Genomic DNA, 22,454 nt, shown 5'->3' with positions numbered 1-22,454 from the left:
GTAACGGTGTCTTATGCCCCTCTTTGTAAAACCCCAGCAGGACATTAATTGCAATTGACGCGACGAGGAGTACTACGCCGGCAATGGACCACCGTCGTTGCGACTTATTGAATTCTTCGACACTGGCCCAGCTACCTTTTCTCCAGGCTAATTCGCGGCCCTTGAAGCCAAGCATAAAGCAGGCGCCAATACCGACAAAAGGAATGAGCGCAAACAGCCCCCACCACACCTTGAAGCGGATACCCCATATGACGTTCAATAAAAATCCACCCCAGCACCAGCCTTGAACGCCGGCAGGGAGTGGCTCTAATACCGCTTTAGGGATAGTCGGTTTTGTTTGTGTGGTGAGCTTTACGGCTTGAGGCGCGCCGCACTCAGGGCAATGCGTGGCGCTATCGGGGATTTCTTTACTGCAGGCGTGGCAAGAGGTCATGGCCATTTGTTCCTTTATCTGAAAGTGTCTTTTATTCTTTAGGAAAATAGCTGCGTAGCAGCCTGAGTATGTTAGTGACGGATACAAGGAAATAAGCAATAGGCTTTTCTTGTATCCGCAATGTCGCTTTATCTTCCGACGAATATTCCAAGGATCATCGTCAAGACGAACATGCCTATCCATGTCCAGAAGTAGGCAGGGTTTTGATTGAACGCTTTCGCGCGTTTCCACAGAAAGACCGGGACCAAGAAGAAATACTTCCCGAAGCTGGAGGTATCGACGCCGTCTTGCTTCAATCGGGCGTCTTCTCCGGCAGATAGCCCAATATTGAGTATTAGCGAGATGTACCAGTACTTACTAGTAGCCATCGCATGTGCTGCCTCATATTCGTTTTGTGCAAGTACACCAGCCACAAGGCTTTCCAAAATCAAGCCAATCAACGGTGCAAATGCGAGGATCCACACCACCGTATTGCTAACAGCTACAGTTGGTGAAGCTGCCTTGATAGCGGGCGCACCACATTTTGGACAAGCAGGAGCACTCACGTGAATTTGGTGAGAGCAGTGCGGGCAGTTAAGAAAAGAACTCATTTTTTCCTTTAGTTGGAAGTTAGTTGGATTGGGTATTCCCGAGGAGGATAAGAAGGCCGAGTGCGGCAAAGGTGACCGCGACAATCGTTAATGTCTTTAGAGGCTTACGTTGTTGCAGGCTGATTGCGCCAAGGATCAGGCTGCTCACTCCTAAAATAACGACGCCCAAAATGGCATCCTTATCGTGCGCTCCCTCAACGCCCACACTGCCTAGGAATGCTAGGCCAGCGAAAATTGCAGAGACGATGCCCATCCATCCTGATTCCTCTGCGGACTTAGTGGCTACTGCTTGAACCGCACCGCATTGCGGGCAGGATGGCGCGCTTTCGTGAATCTCTTTACTGCAGCCGCGGCAAAAGACCATGGTTTTTCCTTTGTTAAAAGTGAGGGTATAAAAAGAATTGCTTTTGGCAATATGATATATCCTAAAACCTGTTTTGGGATATCCGAAAATGGGTTTGAAAATGATGAGATGCCAAATCCCATCCACGATCCTCGATACACGGTGTTTCGAACAATGCTGCAAGAGACTCGTATTGCTAAAGGACTGTTGCAATCGGATGTAGCCGACAGCCTTGGTAAGAATCAGTCTTTCGTTTCAAAGTACGAGCGAGGAGAGCGGCGGCTGGACTTTCCCGAATTCCTCGACGTTGCAAAGGTTCTTGATATCAAGGTCTCTGACTTTATCAAGAGATACAACGCGGAAATCGAGAATCTCTCATCTTCTTTTCGGAAGTAGTTCATTCCAATAGTGCAGTTGTTGGGCGCTATGACATGAGTACTTTACCTAAGCCGTGCACGGGCTTGGCCTGCATGGTCTTCGTTTCAGTTTCGTGCGAATCGTGTTTACAGCATAAAGAAGCCCATGCCATCGCAACCGACAAGGTCGGTTGGATGGCATGCGTGGGTTAAGCCTTTCGTAAATAACGTTTAATTTGAGACATCAAATTTAGTGCGCGTTGAATGTATGTCCACAGTGATGACATTTATTGTTGAGCAGCATAGTGTTGTCGATGATTTTTCCAACGGTAATGCCAGTGGCACAGCCTGCAGCAGCATTAGATACTGCATCGAGTACAACACCAGCGATACCGCCTAGCGTCGCACCAACTGGGCCTCCAATGAGGCCGATCGATGCACCAACGCGTGCGCTTCTTGCACTGCTAGCGATAGTGACACCGATGCCAGCAATTGCGCCGATTGCACAACCTGCCTTGGTAGCAAAATTCTTGGTCTCGATCTGATGTGATCCACACTGCGGACACGCTTCAGATGCGGAGTAGGGTGGAAAAGCCTCCATTGGCTCCTCGGGATCGTGCGGGTAGAGATGGGTAGTTTCCATGAGATTCCTTCATTGTGTTGAATGAACGCACTACAGCGAAAGACTGCTTGTAGCTCATGGAAGTTATATGTGTTTGAAATTTTCTAGGAATGATTTTGAGTACATCTTGTGAGACAGAACATGTTCTGAAAAGAACAGTAAAAGATGGTGGCACTTGATGCATTGTTTTTCAGCATCCTCACTCTAGCACCACAATCCATACACCCAGAAAACCGCAACATTGGTCAGATCCTGTGCGGCAGGAGCCGCATCCTGCACATAGGCAAAGCAATTACGTAATGCAAAAAAGCCTGACCAGAAACTTTTCTGGTCAGGCTTTTTTGCTTCGATCAATTCAACGAATAGTTGAACTGAAACTGCTTACATTGTGATGAATAACGTAACTTAATTACAGCTCAAATGCAAAACTATTTTGCTGAAGGGAAGAACAATTGTTCGCCTTCAATTTTGTAAGAAGCGATTTTCTTTTGACCTTCAGCTGAAGTCAGGTAATCGATTAACTGCTTCGCGCCTTTGTAGTTGATGCTTGGGTACTTGGCTGGATTGGTTGCAATCACGCCGTAAGGGTTGAACATTTTTTTGTCGCCTTGTACTGCAACGATCAGACCGGTTTTAGCGCGATAAGCGCCGTAGGTTGCGCGATCGCTCAAGGTGTATGCCTGCAATTCAGCAGCCATCGTCAACACTTCACCCATGCCTAAACCGGCGGATACATAAGCGCTGCCTTGCGGTTGTGAACCAACTTCTTTCCAGTATTTTTTCTCCATGACATCGGTACCGGAATTGTCACCGCGCGAAATGAACTTGGCTTTGCTATCAACGATTTTTTTCATCGCAGCCAGTACATCGGTGCTGCCTTTGATGCCAGCTGGATCGCTGGTTGGGCCAACGATGATGAAGTCGTTGTACATCACGTCGCGGCGATCAACGCCATGACCTTCTGCAACAAATTTATCTTCCAAAGTACGTGCGTGCACCAGAGTGACATCAACGTCGCCATTCTTCGCCAGCTCCAGTGCCTTGCCGGTACCAACTGAAATCACGTGGACTTTGGAATTGGTTTTCGCTTCGAAGTCAGGCAGGATGTATGGCAGCAAACCTGAGCTTTCGGTGCTGGTGGTGGTCGACAGCTTGATGATCTGCTGGGCAAAGCCGAATGGTGTAACCAGTGCGGCGGCCAAAGCGACCGAAGCGAAACGTAAAAGGGAACGACGTGACATGATTTCTCCTCTTGAGTACTAATGAAAATGGCTGCGAACTTACTGTGCGCAGCCATGTTAATGCGGTTGATCTATTGCATCAACCCCACGCGTAAAACTAGATGATCTTGTTAGTCTGCACGGCTTGCAAGACGATGTCTTTCAAGCCGGTGCCGCCGTGCTCGATATGCTCAAGCAACTTGCGACGCATAGGCGGCGCCCACGAACGCTTCAAGTGACCACTGATATCTTTCAGTGATTGTTCACGATCTGTCATGGTTTCAAAGAAATCACCGATCTGGTTTGCCATGGTGACTAAACGATCTGCGCTACTGTGGCTCATACTTCTTCCTTTTACTTTGTTTTGTCCCGCATCAAGCGATGCGATTGTGCGTATACGACATGACTGTTGCTGCGTACAAATCCGACTAGCGTAACGTTCGACTCTTCGGCCAATTGAATAGCAAGACTGGTAGGCGCCGAAATCGCCGCCAAAAAACCTATCCCCATCGTTGCTGACTTCTGTACCATTTCATAACTGGCGCGGCTGGTAATCAGCGCAGCGCCATTCGTAAAATCGCGCTTCTGATCCGACATTGCACCTATCAATTTATCCAGTGCGTTGTGACGGCCGATATCTTCACGCACCAAATCAATCGTGCCATCTGCATTCATCCATGCCGCGGCGTGTGTCGCACCGGTGTAACGCTGCAAACGCTGCTTGGATTGCATAGACTTCATGCCAGCATAAATCTGCGTAGCGGAAAACGCGGTACTGCCTGTAACAGCGCCTGGACGACGAACTGCCTGTGCCAATGTTTCGGCTCCACACAATCCGCAGCCGGTACGGCCGGTCAGGTTGCGACGCTTGTCTTTCAACGTAACGAAGCGTTCCGTTGCGATTTGCATCTGTACCTGTATACCTTGCGCGCCGGGTACGATTTCACACTCGTACAATTCCGACCGATCTTTCAAGATTCCTTCGCTCAAAGAAAAACCGAGCGCGAAGTCTTCCAGATCGTAAGGCGAAGCCAGCATCACCGCATGCGAGATGCCGTTGTATTCCAGCGCGATCGGTACTTCTTCCGCGACATCATCCTCGCAGAGCTCACGGCTATCCACGTCCCATTTTTCTACTGAGACGCGAACCAGCGCGCTGCGCTCTTCGTTGGAGATGTCGTTCATCGCATATTTCTATTAACGCTTACTTGCCGGCCGTCGATACTTCGCGCGGAATCATTTGCGTACTGGCAAATTCTTCTTGCTGAGTATTGAAGCGGTTGTATGTACGCTGCCATTCCGAAGGCTGAGCAACCGGCATGACTTGAACGGCAGTCACTTTATACTCAGGACAGTTGGTCGCCCAATCTGACGAGCTGGTCGTAATCACGTTCGCACCCGATTCCGGGAAATGGAACGTGGTGTAGACCACGCCTGGTTGAATATTTTCCGTAATGTCAGCACGCAATACCGTTTCACCAGCGCGCGAGTGGATACCAACCCAATCGTTTTGCTTAATGCCACGATCCAGCGCATCTTGCGGATGGATCTCGAGGCGATCTTCGCTGTGCCACATATTGTTGTCGGTACGCCGAGTTTGCGCGCCGACGTTGTATTGCGACAGGATACGACCGGTGGTGAGGATCAACGGGAATTTCTTGTTGACCTTTTCGCCGCTACCGAAGTACTTGGTATCGATGAATTTACCTTTGCCGCGTACGAATTCGCCAATGTGCATTGTCGGTGTACCTTCTGGCGCAGCATCGTTGCATGGCCATTGAATACTGCCGCCGAGCTCGTCGATACGCTTGAAGCTCACACCGGTGAAGGTAGGTGTCAAGGAAGCGATTTCATCCATGATTTCGCGTGGATGTTTGTAGCTCATTGGATAACCCAATGCGTTCGCCAACATGCAGGTAACTTCCCAATCGCCTTTGCCCGATTTTGGCGGCATCACTTTGCGCACGCGCGAGATGCGACGTTCTGCATTGGTGAAGGTACCGTCTTTTTCCAGGAAGGATGAACCCGGCAAGAATACGTGTGCGTATTTTGCGGTTTCGTTCAAGAAGATATCTTGCACAACGATACATTCCATAGCCGACAACGCAGCAGTGACGTGTTGTGTATCAGGATCTGATTGAACAATATCTTCACCTTGGCAATACAGGCCCATGAAGGTGCCGTCCATTGCTGCGTCAAACATGTTTGGAATACGCAGACCTGGTTCTGGATCAAGTACGCAATTCCATGCAGCTTCGAATTCAGCACGTGTGGTCGAATCCGAAACGTGGCGGTAGCCTGGCAATTCGTGCGGGAAGGAACCCATATCGCACGAACCCTGCACGTTGTTTTGACCGCGCAGTGGATTCACGCCAACGCCTTCGCGACCGATGTTGCCGGTTGCCATAGCCAAGTTGGCGATACCGATAACGGTGGTCGAACCTTGTGCATGTTCGGTGACGCCGAGACCATAATAGATCGCCCCGTTTTTGGCGTTGGCATACATGCGTGCTGCAGCGCGGATTTCTTCAGCTGGTACACCGCTGATTTTTTCCACGGCTTCAGGCGAATTTTCTTCTTGCAGAATGAAGTGTTCCCATTCTGTGAACGAAGCTGTTTCGCAACGCTCAGCAATGAACTCTGGCTTGTGCAGTTTTTCGCTGAGGATGACGTAGGCCAATGCATTGACGATAGCGACGTTAGTACCCGGCATCAATTTCAAATGGTGCTCCGCTTGTACGTGCGGCGATTTAACCATTTCGGTTGTGCGTGGATCGACAACGATCAATTTCGCACCTTGGCGAATACGACGTTTCATTTGCGAAGCGAATACTGGATGTGCATTCGCCGGGTTGGCGCCGATCACAACGATGACATCGGACTTCATGACCGATTCAAACGTTTGTGTACCAGCTGATTCACCCAGCGTTACTTTCAGACCGTAGCCTGTAGGCGAGTGGCAAACACGTGCGCAGGTATCAACGTTGTTGTTACCGAAAGCAGCGCGAACCAACTTCTGAACCAGGTAGCCTTCTTCGTTGGTGCAACGTGAAGATACCAGACCGCCGATCGAATCCTTGCCGTATTTAGCCTGGATGCGTTTGAATTCTGACGCGGTGTAGTTGATCGCTTCTTCCCATGAAACTTCTTTCCATGGGTCGGTGATTTTGCTACGGATCATCGGTTTCAACATGCGGTCTTTATGCGTTGCATAACCCCATGCGAAACGACCTTTCACGCAAGCGTGACCTTGGTTGGCTTTGCCGTCTGGATTTGGCACCATGCGGACAACTTCGTTGCCCTTCATTTCGGCTTTGAACGAGCAACCAACACCGCAATATGCGCAAGTGGTGACTTTGCTGTGTTCGCCTTGGCCCATCATGATGACGGTTTTTTCAGTCAAGGTCGCTGTTGGGCATGCGTCAACGCAAGCACCGCAAGATACGCATTCTGATTCGATGAAGTCTTCATTCTGACTTGCCGACACGCGCGATGCAAAACCGCGACCGTCGATAGTCAGAGCGAAGGTACCTTGTGTTTCTTCGCAAGCGCGAACGCAACGATTACAAACGATACATTTCGATGCGTCGTAAGTGAAGTAAGGATTGGATTCGTCTTTTTCCAACTTCAGATGGTTTTCGCCATCGTAGCCGTAGCGTACGTCGCGAAGACCGACCACACCAGCCATGTCTTGCAGTTCGCAATTGCCGTTGGTTGGGCAGGTCAGGCAATCCAATGGGTGATCGGAGATGTACAACTCCATCACGCCACGGCGAATGTCAGCCAGTTTAGGCGTTTGTGTTTTGATCTTCATGCCAGCCTCAGCCGGTGTGGTGCACGATGCAGGGTAGCCACGGCGACCTTCGATCTCAACCAGACACAGACGGCATGAGCCGAATGCTTCCAGGCTGTCGGTAGCACACAGTTTCGGCACGTTGATGCCGACTTCTGCCGCTGCACGCATGACGGATGTGCCTTGCGGCACGGTGACTTCTACGCCGTCGATTTCCAGTGTTACCAGATTTTCGGATTTGCTTTTCGGCGTGCCGTAATCGATACCATTTAATTGATTCATGTTTCGCTCCAGTCTCTTAACTTGTGCAGGCTTAAGCTGCGTTGGCTAATGCTTTTTGATCGCCAAAATCTTCTGGGAAGTGATTCAGGGCAGACAACACCGGGAACGGTGTCATATTGCCCATCGCACATAGCGATCCCGTAACCATCACGTCGCACAAGTCGCGCAGCAGATGAATTTGCTGAGGCCGATTCTGATTAGCGATGATTTTGTCCATTACTTCAACACCACGTGTCGAACCGATCCGGCACGGTGTGCATTTGCCGCACGATTCCGCTGCACAGAAGTGCATTGCATAACGTGCTTGTTTGGCCATGTCGACGGTATCGTCGAAAGCAACGAGACCGCCGTGACCGACGGTCGATGCGACTGCTGCAAAAGCTTCATAGTCAAACGGTGTATCAAACAGCGATTCCGGCATGTAGGCGCCGAGCGGGCCGCCAACTTGCACTGCACGAATCGGACGACCCGATTCTGAACCACCGCCAAAGTCATACAACAATTCGCGCAGGGTAACGCCGAATGCTTTTTCTACCAGGCCGCCGTATTTCAGATTGCCAGCCAACTGCATAGGCAAGGTGCCGCGCGAACGGCCCATGCCAAAGTCTTTGTAGAAGGTTGCGCCTCGTGACAGAATCAATGGCACGGCCGACAGTGAGATCACGTTATTGATGACGGTTGGCTTGCCGAACAGACCCTGCAGCGCTGGCAGTGGCGGTTTGGCGCGAACCAGACCACGCTTGCCTTCAATACTTTCCAGCATCGCAGTTTCTTCGCCGCAGACGTATGCACCAGCAGCTTTACGTACTTGCAAGTTGAACGTGCGGCCCGAACCCAGAATGTTTTCACCGAGGTAACCGGCTGCATTCGCTGCAACGATGGCTTCGTTCAGATTAGCGATCGAGTGTGGATACTCGGAGCGCACATAGATATAGCCTTCGGTTGCTTTGACGGCAAGACCAGCGATGGTCATGCCTTCGATCAGCATGAATGGATCATCTTCCATCACCATGCGATCGGAGAACGTGCCCGAATCACCTTCATCAGCATTGCACGCAATATACTTTTGGTCGGCTTCAGCGCCGAGTACGGTTTTCCACTTGATGCCGGTTGGGAAAGCTGCGCCGCCGCGACCACGCAGGCCGGAATCGGTGACTTCCTGAACAATCGCTGCTGGTTCCATGGCGATGGCTTTTTTCAAGCCAACATAGCCTTCATGCGCCAGGTAATCGTCCAGCGAAACCGGATCGGTAATGCCAACGCGTGCGAATTGCAGACGTTCTTGTTTTTTCAGGTAAGGAAGTTCTTCGGTCAGGCCAAGTGACTTGGCATGGGTATGGCCATCTGCTTTTCCACTGGCGAAATTTGCATCGAACAAGCCCGCAACTTCGTGATCTTCGATAGGACCAAACGCGATACGACCAGCCTCGGTTGCCACTTCAACCATAGGCTCGAGCCAGAACATGCCGCGCGAACCATTGCGTACCAGCTTGATGTCGATGCCGCGTGCTTGCGCTTCTTTGGCGATAGCCGCCGCCGTCTCATTGGCACCAAGTGCAAGCGCGGTCGAATCACGCGGGACAAATATGGTGATTGTGTTCGCTGCGCTCATTGCACACCTCGCTTCGCCTGAATCAGCTTGTTGAATTTTTCGTTCGATACACGCGCGTACAAGTCGTCATCAATCTGAATTGCCGGACCGCTGGCGCATTGGCCGAGGCAATAAACAACTTCCAGCGAAAACTTGCCGTCGTCCGTGATTTCATGAAAATCGCAACCGAGCAGTTCCTTGGCATGGTCAACCAGCGACTCGCAACCACGTGCCTGGCACGCCTCGGCGCGGCAGATTTGCACGACGTGTTTGCCAGCTGGATGCTGACGGAAGAAATGATAATATGTGATCACGCCATGCACTTCTGCACGCGACAAATTCAGACCATCAGCAATCGCCGGGACCATCGTTGGCGGAATATAGCCAATCGCATTCTGGATATCATGCAGAATCGGCAGCAATGCACCAGGCATCGCTTTACGTTGGGCGATGATGGATTCAATCGCTGCCACATCGAATGTGTGTTCAGTGCTCATAAAGAGGCTCCTGTGAACGACATCGATGGCAATGCTGCATGCCGCGAGGTCGTGAAATCGAACGAAAACATACTGCTTCCTTGTTAAAAATTATCTTGTATATATGTTTTTAATAGCATATAGTTTGCAGGCGAACCTTTGCAACATGTGAAAGGTAGCACCCGAAAAGTCTCGGTTCAATAGGCTATCTTTTGCATAACCGCAAAAAGCGACACCAACGCTAATAGGTTTTTAATTACATATGTTCAAGGTCGTTATCAATCCCCATTGGGAAATCACACACAGTTCGGCAGACGCGCCGCTTGATACCGCGGTTCTACTGGGCTTGCTGATGTCTATCCAGAAAACCGGCTCGATTTCCAAAGCCGCGCGCTTGGTCGACTTGTCATATCGCTACTCCTGGGGTTTGTTGCGCGATGCCGAAAAAATGTTCGGCACGTCCTTGTTAAATACCGATCGCGGCCGCGGCACGACCTTGACGCCTTTGGCTGAAAAGCTGATCTGGGCCGATAGACGCATACGCGCGCGCTTGTCGCCAACGCTGGAAAGTCTTGCGTCCGAGCTGGAAAGCGAAATTGGCAAAACCATCGTCGGCAAAACCAAACCGTTACGTCTTGACGCCAGCCACGGTTTTGCAGTCGATGCCTTGTTGCATCAGTTAACAGAAGCCAATCTGCCGGTCGATTTGCGCTATCGCAACAGCACCGACGCCGTTGCCGCCTTGTCACGCAATGAATGTGATCTAGCCGGTTTCCATGTGCCACTGGGCGAATTCGAGAAAAAAGCCGTTGAGCGTTATACGCAATGGCTGAACCCACGCGAGCATTGCCTGCTGCATTTGGCGGTACGTACCCAAGGCATGTTTGTGGCGCCGGGCAATCCCAAAAAAATCAAAGAACTGCACGATCTAACGCGCCCCGGCGTGCGCTTCGTCAATCGGCAAGCTGGTTCGGGCACGCGCATGCTGCTGGAGTTGATGCTGGCCGGCGCGAATATCTCGCCGTTCGATATTGAAGGTTATCAAAGCAACGAATTCACGCATTCTGCGGTCGCGGCTTTTATTGCAAGTGGCATGGCAGATGTGGGTGTCGGCGTGCAAACAGCCGCGCATCGTTTCAGCCTGGACTTCATCCCGCTGATACGCGAACGTTATTTCCTGGCTTTACCGCTGGCGATCATGGACGATCCATTGATACAACTGGTGATCGACGTGGTGCAGTCGGGTTATTTCCGCAAGGTGATCAATGGTTTGGCGGGCTACGATTCCACCGATACAGGGAAAATTCTGTTGTTGTCGGAAGCATTCGGCCAAGTTAGAACAGCGGCCGCCCCGGCACAAACTCAGCCTATCGTGGCAAAGTAATCTGGCCAAGCAGCGGATGAAATTTCCGCTGCTTGGTTTGGAGCAGCTATTTAAGAATAGCGATGCCCTTGATCTGCGCATACAGCGCTTTGCCCGGCACCAGATCCATCGCAACGCATGACTTGCTGGTAATCCGCGCCAACAAGCGTGTACCGTTAGCATCCAGCCCGACCATCACCTGTCCCGCCGCATCAGCTGATATTTCCGTCACCGTAGCCGCAACAATATTCAAAATGCTGCTATCGCGCTGCGGCGTCAGACTCAAACTCACATCGCGCGCTTGCACTCGTATCCGCACTTGCTGACCAATGGTTGCGCTTTGTTGCGGCAACAAAAGCTGGCCGCCTGAGAACGTCGCAGAACTCAAATGGAATTGTGGATCATGTGCGCTGATGGTCGCAGTAACCAACGCGCTGGCGGCATCGCCATGCGCCACATCAAGATCCAGGCGAGTCAGCAAATCATTGGTGGCACCGCTCGCGATGACCTTGCCATTTTCGAGCAGCACAAGATGATCGGCGAGACGCGCAACTTCATCCGGCGAATGACTGACGTACAGAATTGGGATATCCAGTTCATCATGCAAGCGTTCCAGATACGGCATGATTTCACTTTTACGTTTTGCATCGAGTGCAGCGAGCGGCTCATCCATTAACAAAATACGTGGACTGGTTGCCAATGCGCGCGCGATGGCGACACGATGACGTTCGCCGCCAGACAACTTATCCGGCTTGCGTTGCATCAAGCGACCGATATCCAGCAAAGCAACTGCTTGATCGAGCGAAACCTGACGCGATGCCGTTGAGATGCGCCGCATGCCAAATTCCAGATTACGTTTTACATCGAGATGCGCAAATAAACTGGACTCTTGAAAAACGCAACCCAGCGAGCGTTTATACGTAGGCAAAAATATGCCGCGCTCATCGTCTTGCCAAACCTCTCCATTGACTTCCAGATAGGCTTCGCTTGCGCGCTCCAACCCTGCAATCACGCGCAAACAAGTTGTCTTGCCTGAGCCCGATGTGCCGAACAGGGCGCTGACGCCACGGCCCGGCAAGGTCAAATCGACGTCCAGCGAAAATGCGCCGTAGCCGACCTTGAAACGCGCATTGATTTGATCGACGACCAGACTCATTTGCGCTTTCCCGTCGGATTCAATGTGTACATGGCGACCAATACCAGCATAGAGAAGATCACCATGCCAGCAGCCAGCCCATGCGCCTGCGTATATTCAAGTGCTTCCACGTGGTCGTAAATCTGGACAGAAATCATACGTGTCTGATTCGGGATATTCCCGCCTATCATCAGCACCACACCGAACTCGCCAACAGTATGCGCAAAGCCCATTACTATCGCGGTTAGATAACCGGGCTTTGCCAACGGCAGCGTAACGCTAAAGAAAGTATCCAGCGGCGAGGCACGCAAGGTTGCGGCAACTTCCAGCGGCCTGTCGCCTATCGCTTCAAAAGCATTTTGAATCGGTTGCACGACAAACGGCATCGAATAAAAAACCGAGCCGACTACAAGGCCAGCAAAACTGAAGGGCAGAGTGCCGATACCAAGTGCCTGCGTCAGTTGCCCGATCGGACCATTAGGCCCCATCGTCACCAGCAGATAAAAACCAATAACGGTAGGGGGAAGAACGATAGGGAGTGCGATCATCGCGCCTACTGGCCCTTTAAGCCAGGAGCGCGTGCGTGCCAACCACCACGCGATCGGCGTACCGATCAACAAGAGGATAAGTGTGGTGAGACTGGCTAACTTGAGGGTAAGAACAATCGCGCCGATGTTTTCATCGGTGAACAAAACAGACCTCGCTTACAGATCGTAGCCGAAGCTGCGGATGACAGCTTTGACTGGTTCCGATTGCAGATATTTGGTGAATTCTGCAGCGGCCTTGTTATCTTTACCTTTGCTCAGAATCACAGCATCCTGGCGAATTGGATTGTGCAAATTCGCAGGAACGATCCAGCCTGAACCAGATTTGATTTTGCCGCCTTCATACACTTGCGACAATGCGACGAAGCCGAGTTCTGCGTTGCCGGTAGCAACGAATGTATAGGTTTGACCGATGCTTTCACCTTGTACAAACTTGGGTTGCAAGGAATCGTACACGCCGAATTTTTTCATAGCCTCTTCAGCTGCCAAACCATACGGTGCCAGTTTAGGCGTCGCCAATGCGATATGCGCGAAGGTGTTCTTTTTCAGGATCTCGCCTTTGGCATCGACGTAGTCAGGCTTGGCCGACCACAACACCAGCTTGCCGGTTGCGTATGTGAAGCGTGAACCGGCAACGCTGCCGTTTTCTTTTTCCAGTTTTGCCGGTGTCTCATCATCCGCAGCGAGGAACACGTCAAACGGTGCGCCGTTTTGAATCTGTGCGTAGAACTTGCCGGTGGCGCCAAAGGTCGCCACGACTTTATGGCCAGTTGTTTTTTCGAAATCAGCTGCAATCACTTTCATCGGTGCTGTGAAGTTAGCCGCAACAGCGACTTGCACTTCTTCAGCTTGTACAGCGAACGAAACTCCCAGAGACAACAAACCGGCAATCAATGTGCGAGAAATATTTTTCATGATGGCTATGAAGAAAAGTTAAAAACGAGTTGAAGAAGGGAACAAAAACTTTCAGGATGCAACGGCCAGAATGATGTGCGATGCCTTGATCAAAGCAGAGGCGCGCACGCCTTCTTTCAGACCAAGAACTTTTACGCTCTCATTGGTGATGATAGACGCAACGGTTTTTCCGCCCGGCAGTTCGATCACGACTTCTGCATTCACCGCGCCTTCCTGACAGCGCACTACTGTGCCGGTCAGGCGATTGCGCGCGCTGGTTTTCATGTTTTCATCGACCGTGAGAATGATCCACTGTGCTTTCACCAAGGCATAGGCTTCGCTACCGACTTCCAGTGCCAAATGCTCGGCGCTGTCATTCGTGATGATCGCGGCCAGCTCTTCACCGCGACCAATGTCGAGGATGACTTCAGCGTTAACCGCACCCATTTTTACCGCGGTGACAGTGCCCAGAAACTGGTTACGCGCGCTGGTTTGCATATCGAATCTCCGGCTCATAGTGTAGTACTGATCAAAGTCATCCATCGTGCGGCCTAGTGCTGCCGGCACTGCTGCCCATTCTTGTTCGAGACGGCGATAGGCTGCGACCATGCGCCGGCCATATTCGGTCAGGCAAGTACCGCCGCCAGTGCTCCCACCGGGCTGACGAATGAGAACCGGCTCATGGGACAGATTGTTGATTGCTTCGACAGCCTGCCATGCCGCCTTGTAACTCATGCCCATCGCGGTCGCAGCCGAAGAAATGGAGCCGGACGCATCTATGCGCTCCAGCAATTCCAAATGATCCCAGCGTTTACCGCGAGACTTGGACAAGCCTTCCAGCTTGATGGGGGATTCGGGCTTGCTCATTGATACTCGACTTGGAAAAGAAATTGGTTGCTGCGAAAGTCGCTATCATACACGTTATTACTTTTAACGACATAACGAATTCCAGCAAGAATAACCCTTCTGTCGAGTACCCTTTTTGCATTTAGGGCATAGACAAAATTACGAATGAAATCGGATACAGTAAATCCGCCGCTACCAGTTTTTGGCGATGTTTTAACTTCCCGCTATTTCATTATTGTTGTTCGCCGGATGAATACTTTCAGTTCATCTTTGTCTCTTCCGCTTTGAAAATACTCTAGCCTATGTTCGTACGCCAACTCGATTATCTCGTCACGCTCGCACAAGAAAAACACTTCGCGCGCGCCGCAGAAATATGCTGCGTCTCGCAGCCAGCACTCTCGGCCGCTGTGCGCAATCTGGAAACCGAACTCGGCGTCGCCATCGTGCAGCGTGGCCAGCGCTTTCAAGGTTTCACACCGGAAGGTGAACGCATCCTCGATTGGGCACGGCAAACTCTCGCGGCACTGGAAGGCCTGAAGCAGGAAGCATCAATGTCGCTCGCCAAACTCAGCGGTACTTTGCGCGTAGGGGCGATACCAACCACTATGCCGATTGTTTCTCTGTTGACTGGCGCATGCCTCGCGCAGCATGCAGATCTGCGCCAACTCGTTTTATCTTTAAGCACAGAAGAAATCATGCGCAAGCTGGATGATTTCGAACTTGATGTCGGATTGACGTATCTGGAAGATCAACGCCTCGATGGTTTTCACGTGCAGCCTTTATATAGAGAACGTTATATGTTGCTGGCGCGCGATCAATCCGCCATTGGCGACAAGACTGAAATCAGCTGGAAAGATGCATCCGAGTTACCGATGTGTCTGCTGACATCGCATATGCAAAATCGCCGTATCGTCGATGCCGCATTTCGTCGTGCGGATGCACAAGCAAATGTCGTGGTTGAAACCGATTCAACCTTTGCGCTGTATTCCCATGTTCGCCACGCGGATTTGTTCAGCGTGGTGCCACATAGTTTATTGTGTCTGTTTGAATTGCGTGATGACATGGTCGCTATTCCTATCGTGCCTGAGTTGAGTCGTACGATAGGCATGATTTCTCCGTCACATAATCCTTGCTCACCTATTGTTACCGCAGCTCGGTCTATTGCTGCACAGATTGATTTGCAGTCGCGATTTGATGCGTACATAACTGGCAGCTATCAGCCCATCACATCAAACGATTAGACCGCATTTCGCTTACTCCCTAAGATCGTTTCGCTGGCATTCATTTCAATGTCCGCTTGCAGAGAAAGAAAATTTAGCGCCCCCCGCGGTTTTCAATTCTATGCGGCAATCACGCAATCTTACGGAGAAGAAGCATCATGGCAAAAGTTCTATGCGTTTTATATGACGACCCAGTCAACGGCTATCCAACAACTTATGCGCGCGACGACGTAGCGCAACCATCGATTTATCCTGACGGTCAAACATTGCCGACACCAAAAGGTATCGACTTTAAACCAGGTACGTTGCTCGGTAGCGTATCGGGTGAACTCGGCTTGCGTAAATATTTGGAAGCCAACGGCCACACTCTGGTTGTAACTTCCAGTAAAGACGGCGCAGACAGCGTCCTCGACAAAGAATTGCACGATGCAGAAATCATCATCTCGCAGCCATTCTGGCCTGCATACATGACGGCTGAACGTATCGCCAAAGCTAAAAAATTGAAGATGATTGTGACGGCTGGTATCGGTTCCGATCACACAGATTTACAAGCAGCCAACAAGCACAACATCACCGTTGCCGAAGTCACTTACTGCAACAGCCACAGCGTTGCAGAACACGTTGTGATGATGATCCTGGCGCAAGTGCGCAACTACATCCCTTCGTACAAACAAGTCATCGACGGCGGCTGGAACATCGCTGATTGCGTCGAGCGCTCATACGACCTAGAAGCAATGAGCGTCGGTACCGTTGCAGCTGGCCGTATCGGCTTGCGCGTCTTGCGTCTGTTGCATCCATTCGACGTCAAGCTCCACTACATGGATAGACATCGTCTGCCTACTGCGGTGGAACAAGAGTTGAACCTGACTTACCACAGCACATTGGAAAGCCTGACCAAGGTCTGCGACGTTGTGACTTTGAATTGTCCATTGCATCCAGAAACAGAACACATGATCAACGAGAAATCGCTGAAGAACTTCAAGCGCGGCGCGTACATCATCAATACTGCTCGCGGCAAATTGTGCGATCGCGATGCCATCGTTGCAGCGTTAAAGAGCGGTCAACTGGCTGGTTACGCTGGCGACGTCTGGTTCCCACAACCAGCGCCGGCAGATCATCCATGGCGCACCATGCTCCACCACGGCATGACACCGCATATTTCCGGCACCAGCCTGACAGCACAAACACGCTATGCAGCAGGCACTCGCGAAATCCTGGAATGCTACTTCGAAGGCCGTCCTATCCGTGACGAATACCTGATTGTTCAAGGCGGGAAATTGGCTGGCGTCGGCGCGCACTCATATAGTGACGGCAACGCAACCAAAGGCTCGGAAGAAGCTGCCAAGTTCAAAGTCGCGTAATAGAAGCGTTCAAAAAATAACCCGTCGAATTCAATAATTCGACGGGCTGATATTTAATCTTGCACTTTGATCTTGTGTTGATGCAAATGCGAGGTCTGCATTTTTGAATGAACTGAGGTGTGGCAATCAATTCAGTGGAGATGATTTACCGCTCTTCAGGCCAAGGCTTCTTTCGCAGCTTCTTCTGGTGTCAGGCCATCATAGAATTGATCTGTGAACCATTCGATCTGTTCTTCAATATGATCTTGCGCTTCTTCCATAGTCGCGCCTGCAGCAACCAGAAATCCTTCGACTTCTATGCACCAGTTAATTAGCGCAAGTGTTTCTGGATCCAGTTCTTCTTCTTTCTTCGCCATGTCTTGCTCTCTCATTTATTCGTCAATATCGATAGTGTCACACGGCAGAAGCAGGAAAGGAAGCATTGCTAGCGCTTGAAGCATACAAAGATAATTTTGTTTGTAGGGCCAAGATTTTTCGTTGAATCGTTGATGATGTTGAATCTTGTTTTGTTATTTTCTGCCCGATGAATAGAGGCTTGTTTTTAATTTCTTATTTTTGAAACGGAAGTGGAAAGCATGAGTGCAAATTATTGGCGTAATCGCTGGGTAGCCGCCTTGGTACACAACGGGTTCAATCGTGCTACTGCAGAAGATGCGTACAAGGCAACGTATGGTAAGCAATCCGCAGATTACTCAAAAAGCCCTGAGATCCAGGCATTGATGACTTTGGATGTGGTGGCTAATAAATTTGGATCGGTGTCAGTCGCAACTGCGTCAACACACTAGGACAGGCCTAAGCTCATCGTTAGCAAGACGGCTCCGCGTGCATCTTCGAGATAGAACAGGACAATAAACGCACTTATCGAAATACGTTTGGTGCATGGATATTTCGGGTTAAGAAACGTCCCGAGAAGAATGCCAAAAAGTGGATACTAGAAATGAAAGAAGCGCGGAATTCCGCGCTTCTTATTTACAGGCCTTCGAAAACATCTTCGCTGGCCGTTTTCAATTCTTTCGCTTCTTCCACCATCCTGCGATGTGCGATGCGTTTGCGCATGATCTCCGCATGTTGTTTCGCCGTCATTGGCGGCGTTGTCATCAGGTCTTTCAACAATGCGATATTGGTGTAGTTGTTTTTAATGAGACGGCCCAAGTTGCTTGACTCCGTAGTTAAGTATCAACATCACTGCTACCGAAAAACCGGTAAGCATTTAAACGAACACGTTAGTGTATTTTGCACCAAATTAAGGTCTTTATCACGACCGATGAAAAAATAGCGGACTCGCGCAACACAAAGCCCAAGCACTAGACGAAAAAAAGCCCCGCTAGACTTCGGCTGCGGGGCTTAAAACCTTCCTTGAGAGGGGAAGAGGAGACGCGGTAAAAACTTTGTTCGCTATTGCAGCTCTGATTACAGTTCAACTTTGCTAAGCAGTCACTTAAGACGCTGAACAACGTTTCGCTATCCGAGCGGTGATGCGCGCGACACCAGGTCGCAATACTTTTGCAAGCACTATGCTGGTCAAACCACCGCTGCCGTTCATCAGCATCGCGGCGGATAACTCTTGCAAACGCGGCGACCACTGCAACATATATGCGATGTAACTGGCATGGAGGTTGCGTACTAAAGGTCGCATTAAAATTAATCCAATAAATGTTAATTCGCGTTCAACGAATTGTGTTGCTGTTGCGTTAAGCGTAAGCCGCTTGAAAGCGCATTTGCGAAGCGACTTGCGGTTTTGCTTGAGCAATGCTGTTTGCTTTGCTGAACAAAGCAGCGCGCGAAATAACAGGCGCAGCTTGTGTCACTACAACCGCAGCAATAACTGATTTCTGTTCGAATGCGCGCAAACGCAGTTCAGCGGCCAATTCTGGGTTCGATTGAGCGATTTGATTTGCTTTGCGATACAGCGCGAATGATGTAGACATGATGTTTTCTTTCTCTCTAAATTTAATAAACTTTGTTGATGAATAGAAGTATAGGTAGCATAGAGATATAAATCTAATTTCAATTTAGGATATGAGTTATACTTTTTGTGAATAATGTAAAACCACTTAATTTCCTTATGGAAATACGAAAATGAGCTTCTTAACCCTTGATTTAAACCTGCTGCGTGTGTTTGACGCAGTCATGACAGAACAAAATTTGACGCGTGCCGCCAACCTGTTGGCGATGACGCAACCAGCCGTATCGAACGCGCTGCGACGGTTGCGCGATACGCTAGGTGATGAACTGGTAATCCGCACCGCGCACGGTGTTAAACCGACTTCGCGCGCCACCGAGTTGTGGCCTATCGTGCGGCGCGCTTTATCGGATCTGGAAGCGGCTGTTACGCCAGACACTTTTGATGTATCGCGCGCTACGACGACATTCCGGATGGCGATGGCAGATGCGACCGCAGCCTTGTGGCTGCCTTTTCTGGTGCGCGCCATCGAGAAGGAAGCTCCAGGCTTGAATGTGCGCATGGTGCCGCTGACTACACGTGAGCCGCGACCTATGTTGTTACGCGGTGATATCGATTTGGCGATCGGCTTTTTCCCTGGTGTCGCGGCGCAATTAGCGAGCGGTCAAAATACCGCTGTTTCGCAAATTCGCCATGAGCGTTTGTACACCGGTGAATACGTCTGCGTGATGCGTAAGAATCATCCGTTGGCGAAGGAAGAACTAACGCTGGATTCCTATTGCGAAGCACATCATTTGCTGGTGAGTTTTTCCGGCCGCGCGAAAGGTTTGATGGATGATGCTTTATCCGAACTCGGTCGTGAGCGCCGCATTCTGTTGACGGTGAATCAGTTTTTTACAGCGGGTAAAGTCGTTGCGAGTTCTGATCTAATTACCGTATTGCCGCGCCATTTAATCGCGTCTACCGGTATGGCCGAAGCCTTGGTCGCCAAGGAGTTGCCATTTGTTTTGCCAGATGTTCACGTTGACATGTTGTGGCATGAACGTGATGCGCGTAATCCGGCACATAAATGGTTACGCGAACAATTGAGCGCCAGTACAGATGATGGAATTGGTCGCAATTTCAAAAAACGTATTTGATCTGATGCGTTTTTGAGTTGATATTTTTTGCGTTTATAAAACCCGCTAACGCGGGTTTTTTTACGTCTATCAGCCGTAAGCGCTGTTTGTAAAAATCACCATAAAAAGAATCTCCGTGTAAAAAATGCATTTTAGAAATCTTATTGAACTCGCAAGATGCAAACCAGTCCTATTTTTTTGATTCATCTGATTTAGGTACTTGCTATGCCACGCACAAAAAAAATAATGATGTGGAGCACGATTGGTTTATTTACCGTCCTGCTTGCCTTTGTATTGTTCCTGCTTGTATTTGACTGGAATGCAGCCAGACCGTGGATTAATCAAAAGGTAAGTGAGGCGACCGGGCGCACCTTCGCCATCAATGGCGATTTGGCTTTAAATTGGCAAAAGCCGCAACCTGCAACCGACACATGGCGCGACTGGATTCCGGCACCGCGTTTAAGTGCACACGATGTGACACTGAGTAATCCTCCCGAATCGAAAACTGATACCAGTATGGTGGAAGTCGGACACATTACTTTTTCAGTAAATCCCTTGCCTTTGCTGGCCAAGACTATCGTGATCCCGACCTTGCAACTGGATGATCCTATTGTCAGGCTGGAGCGCAAACGCGATGGACAAAATAATTGGACCTTCAAGAAAACCGAACCGTCTGCGTGGACAGTTGATTTGCAGCGCCTGCTTTTTTATAAAGGCGAAATCACTTTAAAAGACGAGATCAAACATATCGATGGAAAAGCAACGATCGACTCCCTTGAACCCACTGCAAAAAATGATTACGTCGTCGGCTGGAAATTATCCGGTACTTTCAATGGCGCAAAAATTAGTGGTGATGGTAAAGCTGGTGCTTTGCTGGCCTTGAAAAATGTAGACAAGCCTTTTCCGCTCGCTGCGAATTTGAATGTAGGCAAAACCTCGATACGCGTAAATGGCACGGTAACCAAGCCGCAAGAACTCGCCGCGATCAATATGCATCTGCATTTGTCTGGCGCCAGCATGGCCGATCTATATCCGATCACCGGTATCACTTTGCCTAAGACACCAGAATTTTCTACTGAGGGTCAGCTGAATGGCGTGATGAATGCGCAAGGTGGCAAATGGACTTACGATAAATTCAAAGGCAAGGTTGGTGAAAGCGATATCGCCGGTACCTTGACCTATGAATCAAAAGAACCAAGACCATTGTTGTCAGGTACTGTGGTTTCCAACTTGCTGCGTTTAAGTGACCTTGGCCCTATCATCGGCGCAGATTCGAACGAGAGCAAAAAAGAACGTGGTGTCGCTGCCAATCAACCATCGAATAAGATATTACCGGTTGAAAAATTTACGACTGAGCGCTGGGGCAGCATCGATGCAGATGTCAAAATTACTGGCCGCAAGATAGTTAAAGATGAATCCTTGCCTATTGAAAATCTGGATACGCATTTGAAGCTGCAAGACAAGGTTGTCACGCTGATGCCTTTGAACTTTGGTGTTGCCGGCGGCAATATGATTGCGAATATCAAGATGGATGGTCGCAACGATCTGATCAAGGCTGAGATAAAACTTTCAGCACGTCATCTCAAGCTCAAACAGTTATTCCCTACTTTTGAAGCAATGCAGGCCAGCTTTGGTGAAGTAAATGGTGATACCTCTTTATCCGCAACCGGTAATTCAATCGCCAGCATGCTTGCTTCATCGAATGGCGAAATCAAGGCATTGATTAACGAAGGCACGATCAGTAAATTATTACTGGAACAAATCGGTTTAAATGTTGGTAACGTCGTTTTGTCGCAGCTGTTTGGCGACAAGCAAGTCAAGTTGAATTGTATGGCTAGTGATTTGTCCGTCACGAATGGTTTGATTCAAACACGAAACTTGATTCTTGATACGGAAGACGCTGTTCTGTACGTCACAGGGAATATCGATCTCGCGCAAGAAAAATTGGATCTGACGATTAATCCTAAAACCAAAGGCTTACGGATTATTTCATTGCGTGCGCCTTTGTATGTGAAAGGCGATTTCAAAACACCGAAGGTCAGTATTGATAAAGGTGTGGTCGCATTGAAAAGCGGTGGCGTAGTTGCCTTGGGTTTATTAGCCCCAGTGACTGCCTTGCTGCCCTTGATCAATGTCGGATCACAGAATGAAGTCGAGAATAAGTGTGCAGTACTGCTGAAAGAAGCGCAGGAAAAACCGGTCGCACCACCACCTGGGAAAACCTATAAAGAATCTGCTGCCAAGAAAAAATAAGCGGGCTTATGAGTATTTTGAAGTTTGTTTTTTTTGAATCAGGCTGCTAAAAATCTGTGGATAAAGCTCTGATAAGGTGGATAGCTTGTGGATAATCTTTTATGCAGGGT

General features: G+C 49.8%; 24 protein-coding genes and 1 pseudogene. 7 read left to right on the top strand and 18 right to left on the bottom strand.

Annotated features, from left to right (window positions below):
- The 3 genes and pseudogenes from Q7T66_RS15770 to Q7T66_RS15760 all read right to left on the bottom strand — a co-directional run.
- A pseudogene (locus tag Q7T66_RS15770) lies at window positions 1-439 on the bottom strand (hypothetical protein); the annotation flags it as partial.
- 122 nt (window positions 440-561) lie between these two features.
- Window positions 562-1,023, bottom strand: coding sequence for a zinc ribbon domain-containing protein (locus tag Q7T66_RS15765; RefSeq protein ID WP_304934057.1), 462 nt, complete (start codon window positions 1,021-1,023; stop codon window positions 562-564).
- 19 nt (window positions 1,024-1,042) lie between these two features.
- A complete protein-coding gene (locus tag Q7T66_RS15760) occupies window positions 1,043-1,276 on the bottom strand; it encodes a hypothetical protein (protein ID WP_304934056.1) in 234 nt (77 codons plus the stop codon).
- A gap of 36 nt (window positions 1,277-1,312) precedes the next feature.
- Between Q7T66_RS15760 and Q7T66_RS15755 the strand changes: the two genes are divergently transcribed.
- The gene (locus Q7T66_RS15755) at window positions 1,313-1,762 is read left to right on the top strand and encodes a helix-turn-helix domain-containing protein (protein WP_304934055.1); all 450 of its coding nucleotides are present in this window, start codon (window positions 1,313-1,315) and stop codon (window positions 1,760-1,762) included.
- A gap of 210 nt (window positions 1,763-1,972) precedes the next feature.
- Here Q7T66_RS15755 and Q7T66_RS15750 read toward each other — a convergent pair whose 3' ends face one another.
- The 7 genes from Q7T66_RS15750 to Q7T66_RS15720 form a co-directional block, all read right to left on the bottom strand.
- On the bottom strand, window positions 1,973-2,365 hold the full coding sequence (locus Q7T66_RS15750; protein WP_304934054.1) for a hypothetical protein: 393 nt from the start codon (window positions 2,363-2,365) through the stop codon (window positions 1,973-1,975).
- A gap of 407 nt (window positions 2,366-2,772) precedes the next feature.
- The gene (locus Q7T66_RS15745) at window positions 2,773-3,585 is read right to left on the bottom strand and encodes a substrate-binding domain-containing protein (protein ID WP_304934053.1); all 813 of its coding nucleotides are present in this window, start codon (window positions 3,583-3,585) and stop codon (window positions 2,773-2,775) included.
- A gap of 97 nt (window positions 3,586-3,682) precedes the next feature.
- Window positions 3,683-3,907, bottom strand: a complete 225-nt coding sequence (locus Q7T66_RS15740) for a formate dehydrogenase subunit delta (protein WP_304934052.1) — start codon at window positions 3,905-3,907, stop codon at window positions 3,683-3,685.
- An 11-nt stretch (window positions 3,908-3,918) separates the two neighbouring features.
- A complete protein-coding gene (gene fdhD / locus Q7T66_RS15735; protein ID WP_304934051.1) occupies window positions 3,919-4,749 on the bottom strand; it encodes a formate dehydrogenase accessory sulfurtransferase FdhD in 831 nt (276 codons plus the stop codon).
- A 19-nt stretch (window positions 4,750-4,768) separates the two neighbouring features.
- Window positions 4,769-7,639, bottom strand: a complete 2,871-nt coding sequence (fdhF, locus tag Q7T66_RS15730) for a formate dehydrogenase subunit alpha (RefSeq protein WP_304934050.1) — start codon at window positions 7,637-7,639, stop codon at window positions 4,769-4,771.
- A gap of 31 nt (window positions 7,640-7,670) precedes the next feature.
- Window positions 7,671-9,251: an NADH-quinone oxidoreductase subunit NuoF gene (locus tag Q7T66_RS15725; RefSeq protein WP_304934049.1), complete on the bottom strand. Its 1,581-nt coding sequence runs from the start codon at window positions 9,249-9,251 to the stop codon at window positions 7,671-7,673.
- The gene (locus tag Q7T66_RS15720; RefSeq protein ID WP_304934048.1) at window positions 9,248-9,727 is read right to left on the bottom strand and encodes a formate dehydrogenase subunit gamma; all 480 of its coding nucleotides are present in this window, start codon (window positions 9,725-9,727) and stop codon (window positions 9,248-9,250) included. Before Q7T66_RS15720 ends, Q7T66_RS15725 begins: the two co-directional genes overlap by 4 nt.
- Window positions 9,728-9,968: 241 nt before the next feature.
- Between Q7T66_RS15720 and Q7T66_RS15715 the strand changes: the two genes are divergently transcribed.
- Window positions 9,969-11,090 carry a substrate-binding domain-containing protein gene (locus tag Q7T66_RS15715; RefSeq protein WP_304934047.1) on the top strand — a complete coding sequence of 374 codons (1,122 nt, stop codon included), beginning with the start codon at window positions 9,969-9,971 and terminating at the stop codon, window positions 11,088-11,090.
- 46 nt (window positions 11,091-11,136) lie between these two features.
- Here Q7T66_RS15715 and modC read toward each other — a convergent pair whose 3' ends face one another.
- Genes modC through Q7T66_RS15695 form a run of 4 tightly spaced genes read right to left on the bottom strand, consistent with a single transcriptional unit; the run spans window position 11,137 to window position 14,510 of the window.
- On the bottom strand, window positions 11,137-12,225 hold the full coding sequence (gene modC / locus Q7T66_RS15710; RefSeq protein WP_304934046.1) for a molybdenum ABC transporter ATP-binding protein: 1,089 nt from the start codon (window positions 12,223-12,225) through the stop codon (window positions 11,137-11,139).
- The gene (gene modB / locus Q7T66_RS15705) at window positions 12,222-12,896 is read right to left on the bottom strand and encodes a molybdate ABC transporter permease subunit (RefSeq protein WP_304934045.1); all 675 of its coding nucleotides are present in this window, start codon (window positions 12,894-12,896) and stop codon (window positions 12,222-12,224) included. The genes modC and modB overlap by 4 nt, the downstream gene beginning before the upstream one ends.
- Window positions 12,897-12,908: 12 nt before the next feature.
- Window positions 12,909-13,664 carry a molybdate ABC transporter substrate-binding protein gene (gene modA, locus Q7T66_RS15700; RefSeq protein WP_304934044.1) on the bottom strand — a complete coding sequence of 252 codons (756 nt, stop codon included), beginning with the start codon at window positions 13,662-13,664 and terminating at the stop codon, window positions 12,909-12,911.
- Window positions 13,665-13,715: 51 nt separating this feature from the next.
- A complete protein-coding gene (locus tag Q7T66_RS15695) occupies window positions 13,716-14,510 on the bottom strand; it encodes a TOBE domain-containing protein (RefSeq protein WP_304934043.1) in 795 nt (264 codons plus the stop codon).
- A 281-nt stretch (window positions 14,511-14,791) separates the two neighbouring features.
- Here Q7T66_RS15695 and Q7T66_RS15690 point away from each other — a divergent pair, with 281 nt between their 5' ends.
- Together Q7T66_RS15690 and Q7T66_RS15685 are read left to right on the top strand one after the other, a co-directional pair.
- The gene (locus Q7T66_RS15690; protein ID WP_304934042.1) at window positions 14,792-15,730 is read left to right on the top strand and encodes a LysR family transcriptional regulator; all 939 of its coding nucleotides are present in this window, start codon (window positions 14,792-14,794) and stop codon (window positions 15,728-15,730) included.
- Window positions 15,731-15,867: 137 nt separating this feature from the next.
- The gene (locus Q7T66_RS15685) at window positions 15,868-17,070 is read left to right on the top strand and encodes an NAD-dependent formate dehydrogenase (RefSeq protein WP_304934041.1); all 1,203 of its coding nucleotides are present in this window, start codon (window positions 15,868-15,870) and stop codon (window positions 17,068-17,070) included.
- 155 nt (window positions 17,071-17,225) lie between these two features.
- Here the strand turns inward: Q7T66_RS15685 and Q7T66_RS15680 are convergent, their stop codons facing one another.
- Window positions 17,226-17,426 (bottom strand): hypothetical protein, encoded by a 201-nt coding sequence (locus Q7T66_RS15680; protein WP_304934040.1) that lies wholly within the window; start codon window positions 17,424-17,426, stop codon window positions 17,226-17,228.
- A 219-nt stretch (window positions 17,427-17,645) separates the two neighbouring features.
- On the opposite strand from Q7T66_RS15680, the gene Q7T66_RS15675 reads away from it, so the two are divergent.
- Window positions 17,646-17,855 (top strand): hypothetical protein, encoded by a 210-nt coding sequence (locus tag Q7T66_RS15675; protein ID WP_304934039.1) that lies wholly within the window; start codon window positions 17,646-17,648, stop codon window positions 17,853-17,855.
- Between the two features lie 184 nt (window positions 17,856-18,039).
- On the opposite strand, the gene Q7T66_RS15670 is transcribed toward Q7T66_RS15675, so the two are convergent.
- The 3 genes from Q7T66_RS15670 to Q7T66_RS15660 all read right to left on the bottom strand — a co-directional run bounded on the left by Q7T66_RS15670 (window position 18,040) and on the right by Q7T66_RS15660 (window position 18,998).
- Entirely contained in the window at window positions 18,040-18,222 is a 183-nt protein-coding gene (locus Q7T66_RS15670) for a hypothetical protein (RefSeq protein WP_112990429.1), read from the bottom strand.
- A 286-nt stretch (window positions 18,223-18,508) separates the two neighbouring features.
- Window positions 18,509-18,706, bottom strand: a complete 198-nt coding sequence (locus Q7T66_RS15665; RefSeq protein WP_304934038.1) for a hypothetical protein — start codon at window positions 18,704-18,706, stop codon at window positions 18,509-18,511.
- A 55-nt stretch (window positions 18,707-18,761) separates the two neighbouring features.
- Entirely contained in the window at window positions 18,762-18,998 is a 237-nt protein-coding gene (locus Q7T66_RS15660; RefSeq protein WP_304934037.1) for a hypothetical protein, read from the bottom strand.
- 151 nt (window positions 18,999-19,149) lie between these two features.
- Between Q7T66_RS15660 and Q7T66_RS15655 the strand changes: the two genes are divergently transcribed.
- Together Q7T66_RS15655 and Q7T66_RS15650 are read left to right on the top strand one after the other, a co-directional pair.
- Window positions 19,150-20,112: a LysR family transcriptional regulator gene (locus tag Q7T66_RS15655; RefSeq protein WP_304934036.1), complete on the top strand. Its 963-nt coding sequence runs from the start codon at window positions 19,150-19,152 to the stop codon at window positions 20,110-20,112.
- Window positions 20,113-20,316: 204 nt separating this feature from the next.
- Complete coding sequence (locus Q7T66_RS15650; RefSeq protein WP_304934035.1) at window positions 20,317-22,344, top strand: AsmA family protein; 2,028 nt, start codon at window positions 20,317-20,319, stop codon at window positions 22,342-22,344.
- Window positions 22,345-22,454 lie beyond the last annotated feature (110 nt).

Source organism: Herminiimonas sp. (assembly GCF_030655415.1).
This window is presented reverse-complemented; position numbering and strand designations above follow the sequence as displayed.